Annotated in this window: 12 protein-coding genes; 6 read left to right on the top strand and 6 right to left on the bottom strand. The window is 34.7% G+C overall.

The features are described 5' to 3' along the window. Window positions 1-113: 113 nt before the first annotated feature. From NY10_RS10960 to NY10_RS10950, 3 genes are all read right to left on the bottom strand, one after another. Window positions 114-2,987 (bottom strand): DEAD/DEAH box helicase, encoded by a 2,874-nt coding sequence (locus tag NY10_RS10960; RefSeq protein WP_058919987.1) that lies wholly within the window; start codon window positions 2,985-2,987, stop codon window positions 114-116. Beyond that, on the bottom strand, window positions 2,984-3,385 hold the full coding sequence (locus NY10_RS10955) for a (deoxy)nucleoside triphosphate pyrophosphohydrolase (protein WP_058919986.1): 402 nt from the start codon (window positions 3,383-3,385) through the stop codon (window positions 2,984-2,986). Before NY10_RS10955 ends, NY10_RS10960 begins: the two co-directional genes overlap by 4 nt. Window positions 3,386-3,613: 228 nt before the next feature. Next, entirely contained in the window at window positions 3,614-4,132 is a 519-nt protein-coding gene (locus tag NY10_RS10950) for an RDD family protein (protein ID WP_058919985.1), read from the bottom strand. Between the two features lie 259 nt (window positions 4,133-4,391). On the opposite strand from NY10_RS10950, the gene NY10_RS12840 reads away from it, so the two are divergent. Both NY10_RS12840 and NY10_RS10940 read left to right on the top strand, forming a co-directional pair. Continuing rightward, entirely contained in the window at window positions 4,392-4,586 is a 195-nt protein-coding gene (locus NY10_RS12840) for a uracil-DNA glycosylase family protein (protein WP_231726739.1), read from the top strand. A gap of 398 nt (window positions 4,587-4,984) precedes the next feature. Beyond that, window positions 4,985-5,872, top strand: coding sequence for a GIY-YIG nuclease family protein (locus NY10_RS10940; RefSeq protein WP_058919984.1), 888 nt, complete (start codon window positions 4,985-4,987; stop codon window positions 5,870-5,872). Window positions 5,873-5,987: 115 nt separating this feature from the next. On the opposite strand, the gene NY10_RS10935 is transcribed toward NY10_RS10940, so the two are convergent. Then, window positions 5,988-7,766, bottom strand: a complete 1,779-nt coding sequence (locus NY10_RS10935) for a DUF2207 domain-containing protein (protein ID WP_058919983.1) — start codon at window positions 7,764-7,766, stop codon at window positions 5,988-5,990. Between the two features lie 302 nt (window positions 7,767-8,068). Continuing rightward, window positions 8,069-8,776 (bottom strand): DsbA family oxidoreductase, encoded by a 708-nt coding sequence (locus tag NY10_RS10930; protein WP_058919982.1) that lies wholly within the window; start codon window positions 8,774-8,776, stop codon window positions 8,069-8,071. A gap of 214 nt (window positions 8,777-8,990) precedes the next feature. On the opposite strand from NY10_RS10930, the gene NY10_RS10925 reads away from it, so the two are divergent. After that, window positions 8,991-10,439 (top strand): WD40/YVTN/BNR-like repeat-containing protein, encoded by a 1,449-nt coding sequence (locus NY10_RS10925; protein ID WP_231726738.1) that lies wholly within the window; start codon window positions 8,991-8,993, stop codon window positions 10,437-10,439. A gap of 97 nt (window positions 10,440-10,536) precedes the next feature. Here NY10_RS10925 and NY10_RS10920 read toward each other — a convergent pair whose 3' ends face one another. Beyond that, window positions 10,537-11,349, bottom strand: coding sequence for a MerR family transcriptional regulator (locus NY10_RS10920; RefSeq protein ID WP_058919981.1), 813 nt, complete (start codon window positions 11,347-11,349; stop codon window positions 10,537-10,539). Between the two features lie 178 nt (window positions 11,350-11,527). Between NY10_RS10920 and NY10_RS10915 the strand changes: the two genes are divergently transcribed. From NY10_RS10915 to NY10_RS10905, 3 genes are all read left to right on the top strand, one after another. After that, window positions 11,528-13,285: an ABC transporter ATP-binding protein gene (locus tag NY10_RS10915; RefSeq protein WP_058919980.1), complete on the top strand. Its 1,758-nt coding sequence runs from the start codon at window positions 11,528-11,530 to the stop codon at window positions 13,283-13,285. Then, a complete protein-coding gene (locus tag NY10_RS10910) occupies window positions 13,278-15,098 on the top strand; it encodes an ABC transporter ATP-binding protein (protein ID WP_058919979.1) in 1,821 nt (606 codons plus the stop codon). The genes NY10_RS10915 and NY10_RS10910 overlap by 8 nt, the downstream gene beginning before the upstream one ends. Window positions 15,099-15,378: 280 nt before the next feature. Next, window positions 15,379-15,777 (top strand): VOC family protein, encoded by a 399-nt coding sequence (locus NY10_RS10905; protein ID WP_058919978.1) that lies wholly within the window; start codon window positions 15,379-15,381, stop codon window positions 15,775-15,777. Window positions 15,778-15,790: the final 13 nt, after the last annotated feature.

Genomic DNA, 15,790 nt, shown 5'->3' with positions numbered 1-15,790 from the left:
TGATTTAATCAACGTTGCCCAGGAGAAATTATACAAAAAATACACTTCGTAATGAAGTGTATTTTTAAAGGTATATTTTGAGAGATTAATTTCTATCTTCATTAATCCAGATATTATTCTTGCCCAGCTTCTAAATACTGATATAGACTCACATCAATAGGTGTTAAAAACTTCAAAAACATTTCAACTACCTTTTTCTTCCCACCATCTTGGATGGGTTTTTCTAACTCGATGATAGAATCTTTTACAGGTATTACTTCACCTAGATAATAAAATTCTGTTCCTTCATTATCTGATTTCTTAGCGAATACTCGTATAGTCCATTCTTCAGGGTGCATTAATTTTTGCACTTCAGGAGATTTCATCGTTCTTGGAGCTTTTGTGAACCACTTCATTGTCGAATAATCTAGTAATTCATCTTCGTAAGCCATTTGCGCACCAGAAAAATTATCACCTTTTTTTAGCGTTACAAAAATAACAAACTCACCTTTGCTCGCTGTATATCCACCAACGTTTTGATCTACCATTTGTTGGTCCCAGTTTAATAGACGTAAAACGTCTTTTCTTTTGTATTTTTGATAACGTGTCAATGGTTCTTTAGAAGAATAATTGACTGATTTCAATTGTCCGGTTAAGAGAATATCCTCCATTAAGTTGATAAAATAGTCATTGTTTAGCGCTTCTTTAAATAATGGGGATAAACTGACTTGATTTCCTATTCTTTCAATAAAAGATTGTCCTTTATAGGTGGAAGCTATAGCACCCGTATAAAAGGTCAAATTCAAGGTATTTAAAACAGAGTTTAGCGTTTCATTATCTGTTGGAATTGTCTGCTGCTCAAATAGTCGCAAAATTTCTTCCAATGACAGGCTTTTTTTAGGCTCGCTCATCATTTTTTGCAATAAAATTAGTTCTTGTTTCCGCATTCCGGGTAAAAGCTCTCGTGAAGCAATCGTTAAAAAGCGGTTTTCTGTTTCAGAGATGACCCCTTCATTCTGTTTTATGCTTACTAAAAAGTCATAATAACTCGCTTTCTTATTGGCTATCAAAACAGGTTCCAATGTTTGTTGTTCTTGAAAGTCTTTGAGATAAGGTACTCGTCCAAGACGATTAGAAAGCAGCTCAAAAGATTTTTTCAGTTCACTCATGCTATCCATAGCTACTCTATTGATCGATGAAAAAATTTGTTGTTTTGCTATTTTTTCAAAGTTTACAGAAGAAACTCCTGAAATAAAGTTTGTATCAAACGTATCTTTGCGTAAATTATTTTTATCTCTAGACGTATCACCAGACAAAGCCATTGGAATCATATAATTATTTTTATAGTTCCCAATAAAATCAATAACTGTAACATATTCTTTTGAGGAGTCTTTTCTTAAGCCACGTCCCAATTGTTGTATGAAAATGATACTCGATTCTGTATTTCGAAGCATCACTACTTGATTGATCTTTGGAATATCGATCCCTTCATTAAATATATCCACCGTAAAAATATATTCAATCTCGCCTTTTTCTAGCCGCTCAATTTGTTTTTCTCGTTCCTCAAGCGAATGATCCCCAGACAAGTAAGAACTAGGATGTCCTTTCTTGATGAACAATAGAGATAAAGCTTCGGCTTCTTGTTTGCGGCTACAAAAAACTAATCCTTTAGGTATGTTTCCAGAGCAACCATAATAATCAAGTTTTTCTAGCAAATACGTGACCCGCTCTTCTTCAACCAAGTATTTTAAATCTGTGGCTTCAGAAATCAGTTCTCCATTTTTTTCATAGTCGGTAACACCAAAATAATGAAATGGACTGAGCATCTCTTCTTCTAGTGCTTCTTGAAGACGGATTTCATAGGCAATATTGTAATCAAATAATTCAAAAATATTGAATCCATCTGTTCGTTCTGGAGTTGCTGTCATTCCTAATAAAAATTTCGGATGAAAATAGTCAAGTATTCGATGATAAGATTGAGCTCCAGCTTTATGGACTTCATCGATCAAGATATAATCAAAATGATCTTTAGCAAACTGCTGCATGATAGGTTCTTTTGAAATAGTTTGGATTGTTGCGAAAAGATAATTTGCCTGTATTTCTTTTTTAGTTCCTGAAAGAATACCATAATCTTCATTCTTCCCACCAAGAATTTTTTGATAATCACTCTTTGCCTTATTTAATATTTGCTCTCGATGGACTACAAATAAAACTCGTTTTGGTTGAGCTTGTAAAACATCAAAAGCCGATAAATAAGTTTTCCCTGTCCCAGTAGCAGAAATAACTAATCCTTTTTCGGCACCCGTTTCTCTTAATTCTTTTAGGTTATTTAATGCCGATTTCTGCATTTTATTCGGTAGAATGTAGGGTATTCCTTCATCAGTCAATGACTGTTCTTGAATATTTTTTATTTTTTTAGTATAAGTCATTGGTTGATAAGTCTTTTGATAGTTGCTAATCCATTCCTGAGTTAGCAACTGAGCTTCTTGCCACTCTTGTTCCATGTGCAGCTGAAGGTCTTGAAACATTTGCCCATGCTCATAAGAAGTCAGACGAACATTCCATTCATAATTAATCTTTAAAGCGCTCATGGTTAAATTGGAACTTCCAATGATAAAAGAACGATACCCTTTTTGCTTAAATAGATAACCTTTAGAATGAAACCCTTCTTTTTTCGAAATTCGTACTTCTATGTTCGGTATTTTCAATAAATCTTCAAAAACAGCCGGCTGATTAAAAGCTAAATAAATAGAAGTTAAAATTTTCCCTTTAATCCCTTGAATATGTAAATCTGCTAATTGTGTTTTTAATGCTGCTAGACCAGCTTGAGTTAAGAAGGCCACAGAAAAAAAGAATTCTTCACATGTGTCCAATTCATTTTGTAACACATTAAGCATGTATTGCTTGGTTTTCGTATCATTGATAATAACTTGAGGATCATATAAAGAACCTTCAATTTTTTGATCCATAAAAGCTTTTTTTAAAGAACGCTCTAAAATATCTGTCATAATATTGCGTTCATTTCCATTAACTTTTTAACTGCTGGTATATCTGCTGGTGCCCACTGTACTTTATTTAATTCTGCTGGTTTTAGCCATTGTACTGCAATGTGTTCCGTTAACTGCGGCGTTCCTTTTTTTAGCAGACAAATGAAGGTTGTTAAATTCACTACACCAAAATCATATTGGTAACTCGTTTCTTCAAATTTTTCAGATTGTACTTCCACTTCAATCATTAATTCTTCTTGTAGTTCACGAATCAATGCTTCTTGTGGTGTCTCCCCAACTTCAATTTTTCCTCCTGGAAATTCCCATAAATATGCTAGCGACTTGCCTTCTCCTCGTTGCGCACACAAAATTTTACCATTTTCTACCAAAACAGCGCCTACAACATTAATTTTCTTCAACTGTTTCACTTCTTTCTTTTTATTTCATGATATCATTTTATCATAGAGCTCTTATTATTAGGTATCAAGTTATAAAATAGTTAGCTGCTTACATAAGTAAACCAGTCTTTCTTATCCTTACTATGCTGGAATCTACAACAAACTATTTTTTAATTTTATTTTTCCTTTTTAGACGACATGTTTTGAGCCTTTCTCTTCATATTTTTCACTTATGTGTCTCCTATTAATTTAGTCATTTAATGGAACTACTTGAGTCCCTGCTAATAGATCTCCTAAATGGCGTTTATCTTTTCTGAAAAGCCCCATACCTAATAGAATCATAGCTAACAGGGTTCCAGCATTTGTATAAACAATCGAAGGCCACGTTGTAAATTCAGTGTATACACCATCGATTATACCGATGTGAGCAAGTTGCCACGGCAAAAATTTAATCCCATTTCTAACTAAGCTTCTAAAAAATGAAGGTGTTTTATACTGCACTTTCAATCTGGCTTTTCTCTTACCATATGTTCCATATGGCTTCTTGTAATCGAGCAGTGAGAAAATGAGCACAATAGGAAGAACTGATTCAAACGTTGCAATCAGTTGTGATTGAAAGACTGTGAATTCAGGTACTCCTCCTAACACAAGAAAATAAAACGCCAAATTAGCGATGAGCAGGAGAATAAGATAGAGTAAAATAACAATATAATCAATCATTAGTTCTTTGATTCTTACGTACATTCGTATCTGATTGTTTTCTTTCATTAATTACGCCCCTTCAAGCTTCAGTTTAAACATCTGTCAATTATACTATATATTTTTACTCATCAGGTTTAAGTATGATTGAAGCATACATTCAGTAAAATTTAGAATCAATACTGGATAAATAAAAGCTATTGCAACAGTGATAGCGAATCTAGGAATTTTCAAATTTTTGCTATACAATTGAAAGACAATGTTTCATTTTTTACATATAATAGAATATCTCTAATAAGAAATAAATTAACATTAAGGAGAAAATATTATGAAGAATGGCTTAGATGCAATCTATGATGAAAGTACCAAAATCTTAATACTTGGAAGCGCTCCAAGTGTGAAGTCATTAGGATTGCAACAATACTATGCAAATAAAGGTAACCAATTTTGGAAAATTATTTCTGAGTGCCTAAACACTACTGATCCAATCGACTATGAAAAACGGTTGGAACTACTGTTATAAAATAAACTCGGCTTATGGGATATTTATAGTCATTTTGATAGAATGGGGAGTTTAGATAGTAACTTTAGACAAACGAAATTAAATGACTTTGATACATTACTTTCAACTGCTTCCATCAAACTTGTCATTGCAAATGGGAACAAAGCTTATCAAGAAGTTGTAAAGTCAACTATTTTTGAGCACTACACTGTTATAAAGTGTTTATCCACTAGTGGCGCAAACAACGGTAAAGCAGAAGAAAGAAAAATAGAATGGAAAGAGACTCTCCAAACTACTTTTCTTTCTTAGAGAACGATTCGTTGATAACAAAAAAGGTTTTCTGTTTTTTTACACACTAAAATGATATTTTTCAAAGCTTTTAACATGTATTTTATAGCCGATATGGAGGAAAGAATGGAATGAATCGTTTTACAGAAGAAGTGATTACTCAGCTGGGTTATTATATTTATGTGTTAGTTAATCCTATTAACCATACAGTTTTTTATATTGGTAAAGGAACTAGGAACAGGGTATTTGCTCATGAACAAGATTATCTAAAAGTTGACTTCTCTAATGACCTTGTGGAAAATAAAAAATTAAATGAAATAAAGAATATTCACTCAATTGGTATGGAAGTTGAGAAGTATATTTTGACTTTTGGATTAAGTGAAGATGAAGCTTTCCACGTAGAAAATGCGGTTATTAATTTTTGTAAACTAATTGATGATCAAAATCTTAACGTTAAAAAACTGACCAATATTATGAGTGGACATCGTTCTGATAGTCAAAAGGAAGCACTACAAACATTTGGAAGAGTGGAGCTATTGCAAGATGCACTTAGTCCAAAACCTGTTGATATCAATCAACTAAGTCATCATAAAATTATGTTTGTAAAAATCAATCCTACAAAAGATAGATCTGATTCTAATCGAGATTTAAAAGCTGAAGAAATGTATAATCCCGAATCCAAAGCCTTGAAAAAAAGAACTTTAGGTAATTGGGTAATGAGTTTAGATAAAGCAAGCAATATAGAATATATTCTAGGGGTCTACCCAGGAAGCGGCATGATCGTAAGTGCTTTTAAAATCATTAAGGATAGCCCTAGATACAAAGCAATCCAAGGAGAAACTACATCTGGAAGAAAGCAAATAAGATATGATTTTTACCAGTATGCCGAACCAGTCCTAGAAATAGATGGGGTTCAACTTTCCCCCGATCATATCAAACTGACAGGCTATCAATACGTTGATAGCAATGGAGTACCTTGTAATATTCAAAGTGAAAGAGTATATATAGGATTTGATTAGAAATGCAATAAACTAAATTAATAACAGCAAAAAGACAAAATACCTTTATATGATATTTTGTCTTTTTTTATTTAAAACTAATTAACATACATCTAACTATAAAGAGATTCTCCGCTTACCGAGCCCCTCCGCCGCCTCCACCACCGGCACCTGCTCCTCCACCAAATGAAGTTGAGCCTCCTGTTCCGGATACTGCTGATGAAGTACTTGAATGGAACCCACCGCTAGCTAATCCAGTGGACCAATTTTTTCTGAATCCTGTCATACCGTTCCAATACCAGTAATAATAGATAAAGTTATTCTCTCCAGAGACATTATTCGGATTTGGGATCATTTCCTTGAATTCCTTTGTTATTTCCTCACTTTTAAAGTACAAAGTATTCCAGAATAAAAATTCTTCAAAAGAGAAAGGATTGGTGTTGTCAGCAAAACCGTCTAATTCGATTTCTTCTAAATAATTATCAAATTGAACTAGACGATCAAACAACTTGTCGCCTTCAGGACTAGCAATAGCCACCTCATGTTTCGTCCCCCATACTTCGATTTCTTTAAATGAAATGAGGTTTTCTTTTTCTAGATACTCTTTTGAGTAATCGATCAAATAATCTGCAAAGGTTTCTACTTCTTTGGCATGTTTTTTTGCCCATTTCTTCATTTTATCATCTTCAATGAAACCTCTACTGTTTGAAGCATCCAATAACATGAGCCACAATCCGGTCTCATAACTTCCTTTATGATTCGTCTCTATTTTATCCACAAAATCAGTAAACGATTGAGGATAACGTGCACGCTCTTCTTCAAAATGAATAATTTCTATTTCTGTATCAAAATCATCCCCAAACAAAGTTTTATCTTCGGTAGTATGGATAAGGATCCGTTCTTCTGATAACCATTTCAGCACATAAGCTGAGAAGTAATCTTCGAAATACCCCTTTTGAATGTCTTGCAGCAAATAGGCAATTCCTGCAAAATCTTCGCCATGATACGGAACTTCTTCTAAAAACACCTCACTATTCTCTTTGATCCTCTGTGCTCCTGAACGCATTTGCCCAGCTTCTTCTTTCGCTTTTTTTAAGTTCTTGTAATACTTGGTTCCCAAAACAACACTTCCTCCGCCAGCAACCGCTAATAGAGAAATAATAACTATCGGAACCGTATTAGAAGAAGCCTCGTCATTATAAGCTGAGCCATCCATGGCCATTTCGCGCTGTTCTTCCAAAGTCATATCTACACTGGCTTGTGTATTAAATAATCCTTTGGGAAATTGGAGCAGCGCCGTTACATCTTTACTGCTGTCTACTTCTTCCTCTGCTCTCCAAACGACCGTATCGCCTTCTAATTGGAGACCCCCATCAAAACCAAATCCCCAAAAGCGGACATTTTCTTCTGTAAAGGGTTCAAACCCCGTAATTTCAACGGTCAAATTTTCTGCTGGAATATCAGAAAAGGTATCAAAATTCCATAGCAATGCCTGCCCATCTTCCAATTCACGAACTAAATTTGATAGGGTATAAGACACTTCGTATTCATTTTCTCCATATTCGCCAATACCCCAGATAAGCTCTAATCCGCTACCCGTTTCTACAGTGCCATAGTGACCAGTCTTTTCCTCTAATGAAGCATCTGCATCCCAATCTTTCACCTCTTGAAAACCAGCTACTGAAAAATCAAGCAATGCAGAATCCTGCAGATCATCCAGTACAATATACAATTCGGTACCATCGTCCATAATCATTTTTCTATGTTCTGTGACAATCCCAGATCCGTCTTCTTGCAACTCAACTTCAATGGTCATATCCGATAGTTCATTTTCCGCAAAAACCGTTTCACCAAAAGTCATACTAAACAGAAAAGCAACTCCAATACCCAACAACCTTCTTACTCTTTTATTCATCTCTATATCCCCTCTTTCTTTTGTCTATAAATTCATTTCTTTTAACTGTATAACTGTTTTCAATTAGTGCTGATAACCGTTTCATGTCCATTAGTTTCTATGTACGTATAGTATACACAATATTCATACACTCTAGGAAACGTTATCCTAAATAAAAGCTGATAGAGAGTTTTTATTTGTTCTGATTATGCAAAAAAAAAAAAGAGCTTTATCGTTATCTCCTTGGTCATTAGCGTATAACTAATGCATAGGAATAACATTAAGCTCTCTTTCAAATATTTGTATATTAATTTAATGGGTTGTTAGTCACAAATCCATTTGCCATCAACCATGTTGCACGTTGCAGCATCTGACCCCATTAAGGTTAATCCTTTTAATTGAAACCCTTCTTCTTCAGCAATTTTTTCAATCGTTTGTTCGATCACTTCTTGAGGCTGCGCCCCGCTGATCAAATATTTTTGATTTACCACTATTGCAGGAGCTCCTTGGATACCATAAGCTTTTACTCGTTGCAAATCTTCCATAACAGCTTGTTCAGTTTCCGGACTCTCGAATTGTGCTTTCCAAGCATCAAAATCAACAGCCGTTTGCTTCACCACATTTTCAATAACCGCCAAGTCAGATACATTTCTGTTTTCTACGAATAAAGCCTGTTGTAAACCATCAAAAACAGCCCAATACGCTTCTTGGTCAGCGATCATTCCAGCAGCTTTCGAGGCTTTTAATCCATTTTTAGATGTTGGGAATAAGAAGTCTTGCTCTTTCATTCCTTCAATATTGAAACGATGTTCGTCATCGTTTTGGTTAGCCTGTTCCCAATGGTGAATCACTTCAGGTTTGACCGCTTCATGAGAACCAAACATTTGAATGAATTGCTCTTTTTCCCATCCTAAAGCAAATGAACGATGAATAATCTCTAGTTTTGGGTACTTTTTAGCCACTTTCCTCATACGGTAAGACATGGGAAAACAAAAACTGCAAATCACATCATGAAAAAATTCTACTTGCATTTCAACACTCCTAGTCGTTAACTTTTTTATTTTTATCGGTTTAAGGTATTTATATTCACTTACTTATTGTAACTTAAATAAATTCTCGTATCAACTTATCTATTCCATTCAAACATATTTTCCAAAATAGATAAAGCTAAAAAAGCTTTACAAATGGTAAAATAAGTCATAGACTATTGTCGAAAATGGTTCACTTGATAAGGGAGATGTCTAATTGAAGAAAAAAGATTACAAATGGAGAGCTCTTGTTTTTAATCCCATTATCGTAGTTGTATACGGTATCGGTTGTTATTCCTTATCTCTGCTTGCTAAATATGGTGGAGTTGCACTAAGAGCGCCGATTATCTTAATCGCTTTTCTTAGTTTGTTCATTTGGTTTGCTTGGTGCTTGTATCGGTCTAAACGGAAGAGAAGCACAACTAAAAAGCGCACTTCTTCTGCTTTAGAAAAGATCAGCAAGTTATGGGTGATGGTCAGCACGATTTCTTTAGTTGTCATTACATTTGCCACTGGAATAAATATCTACCAAAGCGGCACAAATCTTCAAGGAAAATTAGCGTTTGTCATTGAAGACTTATTCAATAAGCGTAAAGTAGAATTTGTTCATGATAATGTATACAAAGATGACTTAGATGGACTATTTGCAGACCTTCAAACTAAAATTGATTTGCCAAATGAATTGTATCTCAGCAATCATTTCGACTTAACGTTCACTAAAGACGGTCAAATCACTTCTCTCTACAGCTTTTTATATGGCTTAAATGACGATGGTGAGATAAAGAGTTTTTTGATTGATTATGACCGTTCGAAAAGCAATGACATCACTGTGTACTTAAATGGTTATACGGATACACCTTTTGATGAAACTATGAAGCTCCGACCACTGATCAATAATGTGAAGAACCTTCCTATAAAAGAAACTGTTGATGACTGGAACGAAGAGACACTTGGCATTTATTATGCCGGTTACCGCAGTTGGGGGTACAATACTGAAGGAATTCTTTATTTTGACGAAGAAGGCGATACCTTCCCAATAGAAACAGCCAAGGATGAAATTACAGGTTACACTATTTCGGTCTATGCGCCGAATAGCAGCGGAATCACCCCCGTCCGTTTTGTTGATTATTCCTCGATATCCGATTCTTTACAGGATAAAGTAAGCATAGCCAATCAGGATAAGAATGATGAGGAGACTTACTTTATAAATGAGTATTTAGGCTACCAATTAAGTGTAGTCGATGCTGCTGCAGGTTCTCGTTTTTATACCTTGAACCAAACCTTAGATGGCGGGAATACTTGGGAAATATTCAATCCTAACCCATTTTCAGGAGAAATAGGTACCTCAACAGGTATAACCTTTATTGATGAAAAACTTGGATTTATTGGATTGTCTCACGGCGGTTCTACCTATGCAGATTTATATCGGACAACCGACGGCGGCAGCACTTTTGAAAAAGTGGAACTGCCAACTATTGAAGTTCCTTTAACAGATACTGAGAAATACGCTCCTTTTGATTTTCCAGAAATGCCCTCTAAAGAAAACGGAAATCTTTTCCTTCTAGTCGGACAAGGAGAAGACGGTGATCATAACGGAGGCAGTAAAGTCCTTTATCGGTCAACCGATGATGGTGCGACATGGGAATACGCAGAAGAGATTATATAAATATAAAAGAAAGCTAAAAACACTTTTAGTCTGTGTTTCTAGCTTTTTTATTTTGCTCTGCTGATTTTTCTTTCTAATCAATAGATGCTGAAATTATTTATCCGATTGTCATTTTTTTTACTTTAATCATTACCTTAACCAAATACTGATCGGGGTTTTTTTCTGCAACTTCATCAATGATGTATTCCTCATAGGCATCCCCATCAACTTCATAGCCATTCTTTGCTAGTTCATCCAACATTTTTCGATACAGTTTTTCCGTTTTATTGTAATCACAGTAGTCATACATAACCGCATATGTTCCTTCTGGTTTAATGCTTAAAAGATTTTTATCTTCAGCAAATTTATTTATATAGAAGTAACTAAAATTTGTAAACTGCCCGTCGCTCAATTCGTTTTTCCCAACAATAGCTCCTATTGGATAACCTTGGACAATATCTTGCTGTTCAATAATCGAATAAAAATTAACAAGGGCTTCATTGTAATTTTGGTTTATTTTTTCACTAATTAGTATGGACTCTTTTTCTTGCTGAATAAAAGTAATCTTTCCTATCGTAATTAAATCCGCCTGTTTTGTTAACTCTATTCTTTTTTTCAGCATGTCTTTGTATTGCTTTAATGTTCTAATTTTTTTGTCAATTTGTTCTTGTTCTTCTTGAAACAGTGACAGCATTTTTTCTGGAGTTCGTTCTTGTAAATAAATTTTTATTTCTTTAATTGATTTTCCTAATTCTCTCAAAATCCAAATCACACTAATGGTATCTAATTGATTTTCCTCATACAGTCTATACCCTTTTTCTGAAACCATTTTAGGTGAAAACAAATTGATTTTATCATAATAAATAAGATTTTTCCGACTAATTCCGGATAAAGCTGAAAACTGACTAATGGTTAAGTATTCCTTTTTCATAATGTTCCTCTCTATTCGTGCATCGTTTATAAAAATAAAGCTTGACTGTATAGTAGCTATACAGATTATACTGCTATTATTCGCTAATTTCAAAGTGTAGAGAACTATCCTATACCTTATTGAAACGATCTTATTCTAAACTCGGTGCTAAGTTTAGTCATATAACTAAAAGGGAGACATGAACAATATGCGTTTATTTTTTACATTTCTAAAGAAAAACAAACTGCTTGTCCTTGTTACAAGCAGCTTAATTTTACTTCAATCAGTAGCAACTCTACTTATTCCTTATCTAATCGCTCAACTTATTGATAAAGGAATTTTAGAAAAAAATAGTAGTGTCGTTTATTCTATTGGAATCAAAATGTTGCTTACTGTCCTTGTTGGAGCAGTTGTTGGGGTACTTGGAAGTTATTACGCATCTGAAATTGCTTCGCGTTTTGGAAAAGAGACACGTAAAAGACTATTTAGAAAGATACAACAATTGTCATTAAATGATACCAACAAAATAGGAGTGGCTTCTTTAGTCACAAGAACGTCTAGTGATGTTGTTAATATTCAAGAAGTGACGTTGTCATTATTTCAAATGGTTTTGCCTAGTCCATTTATGGCCATCATTTCTATACTACTCGCTTATCGGGTTTCACCTGTTATGACGGTCATTCCTCTTGTATCCATTCTTATTTTTATAAGCGTGATTACTGTGATCATGTTTAAATCAACACGGCTTATCAATAACATACAGAAAAAGATGGATAAAATGACCATGCTTGTAAGACAATTTTTTAAAGGCGTAAAGATTATTCGTGCCTTTGATAATGCTGACTTTGAAAAAAATAAAGTTGATGGTAGTTTTAATGATTTTGCTGATAACATGATTAGAATCAATAAGTACTTTGCCTTTCTAACACCTGTTGCCTTTAGCCTGAATTCATTGACTATGATCCCGATTATTTGGGTAGGCAGTTCTTTAGTTGCAGAAAACAGTATCCAAGTAGGGGCCATTACTGCTGTTATCGGATACTCAGTCCTCACAATGTCTTCATTTATCATGACCGCTTTGATCATGTTTAATATACCAAGAGCAATAGCTTCCTTAAATAGACTTCAGGAAGTACTGGTCCTTCAACCAGAAGTTGAGGATGAGGATCATTTGGTAGAAAAAGTAGATTTTACTGTACAGCCAGCCTTGTCATTTGAAAACGTAACATTTAACTATCAAGGTGCTGACAAATCGGTATTAGAAGACTTAGATTTTTCGATTAACACTGGAGAAGTATTAGCCATCGTTGGTGGAACAGGCTCCGGGAAAAGTACAATAGCTAAAATTCTATTGCGCTTCAATAACATTCAAGCGGGACGTATCTTGATACACGGTACAGATATAAGCAAAATCTTGCAAAAAGACCTTCGTTCATTGATTAGCTACGTCCCACAAAGAGCGTTTCTATTTAGCGGAACCATTCGGGACAATATTTTAGATGGGAATAAAGCAGCAACACCTGACGAAATAAGGCATGCTGCACGAGTTGCACAAGCCTTACCCTTTATAGAAGAACAAGATAAGAAATTTAATGCTTCAGTTTCTCAAGGAGGAACAAATTTTTCAGGAGGACAAAAGCAACGTCTGGCAATTGCTCGTGCATTGATAAAGAAATCTCACATCTATGTATTTGACGATAGTTTTTCAGCACTGGATTATAAAACCGATGCGAAACTTAGAGCTGCTTTAAAACCCGAACTAAAAGATGCTGTAACATTGATCATTGCCCAAAGAATCAGTACAATCATTGATGCCGATAAAATCATCGTATTAAATGAGGGTAAAATCGTTGGAAAAGGCACCCATTCTGAACTAATTGAAAAAAATCCTGTGTATCAAGAATTAGCTAGATCTCAAAATATGCTATCTGAAAGCGAGGTAAAGAAAGATGTCTAAAAAAGAACAAGTGCTTTTAGAAGACGTAGACACAGAAAAACCAAAAGATATAAAAAAATCGATTCGTTATTTTTTCGAACTGCTGATGCTCCAAAAAAAGAAAACCATCCCTGCTGTTATTTCGAACGTTATCGGTACATTAGCGTACGTCATGATTCCTTTAATTACAGCCCGAGCTATTGACGGTCTAATCGAAGCTATCAAAACGCCGGACACTTCAATGTTGGAAAGCATTAGAGAGGCTATCACTGGTCCTCTCCTACTGTTGCTGTTGCTTTCTGGTATCATTTTTATTTGCAATTACTTTCAGGAATATTTAATAGCTTCTGTCAGTGAAGAGGTCAGTCTAACCTTACGTAAGAAAATAACCGATAAACTGAATAAACTGCCATTGAATTTTTACGATCAAACACAAGTGGGCGATTTGTTGAGTCGAACGACAGCAGATGCAGATAAAGTATCAACCTTTATTGTCATGAGTTTTAATCAATTTGTTAGTTCAATCATCATTGTCATTGTTGGGTTAAGCCTAATGATTTATGTTAGCGGTCGATTAGCCTTGATCATTATTATCATGATTCTAATCAACATTATTGTCACAAAAGTCATTTCTAAAAAGAATCAAACTTTATTTGGCGACAATATGTATACCTTAGGGAAATTGAGTGGTGCTACTGAAGAATACTATTCTGGAAATACCATTATCAAAGCTTTTAATAAGCAAGAAGACGTTATTCAAAAAGCAGATCAATTAATTGACGAACAATATACCGCTCATAAAAAGGCTCAATTTGTTAATTTCGCGATCTACCCTATCATGAGAACCATTACCCAACTAGCTTATATTAGCACTGCATTATTGGGTGCTGTTTTAGCGATCCAAGGAACAATGACGATAGGACTGCTTCAAGCTTTTCTGCAATACGTCAACCAAATCTCAGATCCGATTACAGAAGCTTCTTATGTCGTAAATATGCTTCAAGGTTGTTTAGCAGCTATTGAACGTATTTATGAAGTTTTAGATGAAGAAAACGAAGTTTCTGATATCGCAAACGCTAATGTGATTGATAATCCTCTTGGTCAAATCGAATTTTCTCATGTTAGTTTTGGCTACAATAAAAATCAGCTGATTATGAAAGACGTAAGTTTTATTGCAGAGCCCAAAAAGACGATCGCTATCGTCGGTCCAACAGGTGCTGGAAAAACAACTCTCGTAAATTTGCTGATGCGTTTTTATGAAATTAATAGTGGTGCTGTTTTATTTGATGGGATTGATATTAAAACACTCACAAGACATGATCTAAGAAAACAGTTTGGTATGGTGTTGCAAGATACTTGGCTGTTTGAAGGAACCATTGCTGAAAATATCAGCTACGGAAAGAAAGATGCAACTAGAGAAGAAATTATAGACGCCGCAAAAAAAGCCCAGTGTGATTCGTTTATCAAAACATTGCCAGAAGGTTATGACACCATTATTTCGAGTGAAAATAATATGATCTCGCAAGGACAACAACAATTGTTAACGATCGCTAGAACCATTTTATCTGCCCCTAAAGTAATGATTTTAGATGAAGCGACTTCAAGTATCGATACTAAAACAGAAATTAAAATTCAACAAGCGATCGATCATTTGATGATGGACAGAACAAGCTTTGTGATTGCTCATCGTCTGTCGACTATTAAAAATGCAGATTTAATTTTAGTCATGGACAAAGGAAATATTATTGAAACGGGCAGCCATAACGAATTGTTAGAACAAGACGGCTTTTATGCTGACCTTTATCAAAGCCAATTCCAAACACCAACAGCTTAATAGTATAAAATGAGCCTGAGATAAACTCAGCTAAAAAGCATCCAGATAAGTCATACTGACTTCTTTGGATGCTTTTTATAATTCAAAGAGAACTCGCATTTTCTTTCTTTGCTATAACCTGCTTTATTGCCATTAAAAGGGTTCGTTTCTTACTCACATAAAGTTGGCTTAACCTTATAATAATAAACATAATTTAATCGACTATTTTTGACAAAAATATCCCCTCGTGAGATGCTATATTCGTAGTAAAACCAAAAAATGAAAAGAACGGAGGATTTTTATGACAACCATGGTTTTTGTCAATTTTCCTGTCTCTGATCTCAAACGTTCAACTGCATTTTATGAAAAATTAGGATTTACTCAAAATAAAGAATTTTCAACAGACGAAGCTGTCTCAATGGTTTGGGATGATCACTTTTGGATTATGCTGCTTAACCACGAATTTTACAGCCGTTTTATTAAAGACAAAACAATTGCAGATACTCAAACAACCAGCAGTTCTCTTATTGCATTCAGTATGGAAAGTGCTGATGCAGTTAAAAAATTTGCGGAAACAGCCAAAGTCAATGGCGGTGGTTTTTACAAAGTAGATATGGGGATACCCGAGGATCAAATGTTCGGACTTGAAGTGGAAGATCCAGACGGAAACATTTTAGAACCCAATTGGATGGCGATGTAAATATATAGTTTTC

Origin of the sequence: Carnobacterium sp. CP1 (genome assembly GCF_001483965.1) — a bacterium.
GTDB lineage: Bacteria > Bacillota > Bacilli > Lactobacillales > Carnobacteriaceae > Carnobacterium_A > Carnobacterium_A antarcticum.
This window is presented reverse-complemented; position numbering and strand designations above follow the sequence as displayed.

Excerpts from the sequence above, each read along its gene's own strand:
- NY10_RS10940 (WP_058919984.1), top strand. The coding sequence starts at position 4,985 with ATGAATCGTTTTACAGAAGAAGTGATTACTCAGCTGGGTTATTATATT.
- NY10_RS10910 (WP_058919979.1), top strand. The coding sequence starts at position 13,278 with ATGTCTAAAAAAGAACAAGTGCTTTTAGAAGACGTAGACACAGAAAAA.
- NY10_RS10915 (WP_058919980.1), top strand. The coding sequence starts at position 11,528 with ATGAACAATATGCGTTTATTTTTTACATTTCTAAAGAAAAACAAACTG.
- NY10_RS10935 (WP_058919983.1), bottom strand. The coding sequence starts at position 7,766 with ATGAATAAAAGAGTAAGAAGGTTGTTGGGTATTGGAGTTGCTTTTCTG.
- NY10_RS10930 (WP_058919982.1), bottom strand. The coding sequence starts at position 8,776 with ATGCAAGTAGAATTTTTTCATGATGTGATTTGCAGTTTTTGTTTTCCC.
- NY10_RS10920 (WP_058919981.1), bottom strand. The coding sequence starts at position 11,349 with ATGAAAAAGGAATACTTAACCATTAGTCAGTTTTCAGCTTTATCCGGA.
- NY10_RS10950 (WP_058919985.1), bottom strand. The coding sequence starts at position 4,132 with ATGAAAGAAAACAATCAGATACGAATGTACGTAAGAATCAAAGAACTA.
- NY10_RS10905 (WP_058919978.1), top strand. The coding sequence starts at position 15,379 with ATGACAACCATGGTTTTTGTCAATTTTCCTGTCTCTGATCTCAAACGT.
- NY10_RS12840 (WP_231726739.1), top strand. The coding sequence starts at position 4,392 with ATGAAGAATGGCTTAGATGCAATCTATGATGAAAGTACCAAAATCTTA.
- NY10_RS10960 (WP_058919987.1), bottom strand. The coding sequence starts at position 2,987 with ATGACAGATATTTTAGAGCGTTCTTTAAAAAAAGCTTTTATGGATCAA.